Here is a 355-nt window from a genome sequence, read left to right on the forward strand (position 1 = left end):
TTCTCATTTTAGTTTTATTATTTAATAACCAATTGGTGTTTATATCAGGAGGCATCATTATTCTCCTTAATATTTAATATGCGATAAAATAAATTGCTGAGTATTATTCACAATAGCTTGCCACTGAGGAAGTTTATCTATGGTGAAAATAACCCTAACCAGTGAGCCTATTTCCGGCATGATAAACCAAGCTTCACAAAGATAATATATTTTCTTCATCGGTAACCACTTACAGTCAAATACTACCGGTACTCGCCCATCAACCTCTGACCAGTAATAAGTAATGACATCCTTATCTAACCAATAATGATTTTTTTGTCCCTTGTATTTTTTCTAATTATTTTTTTGGTTACCT

The 355-nt window shown here is 31.8% G+C and carries 1 pseudogene; it reads right to left on the minus strand.

The features are described 5' to 3' along the window. Window positions 1-66 precede the first annotated feature (66 nt). A pseudogene (locus V1952_RS22610) lies at window positions 67-282 on the minus strand (hypothetical protein); the annotation flags it as partial. Between the last annotated feature and the right edge of the window lie 73 nt (window positions 283-355).

Source organism: Yersinia sp. 2542 StPb PI (assembly GCF_048593855.1).
In the GTDB taxonomy this organism is placed as follows: Bacteria; Pseudomonadota; Gammaproteobacteria; order Enterobacterales; family Enterobacteriaceae; genus Yersinia; species Yersinia enterocolitica_E.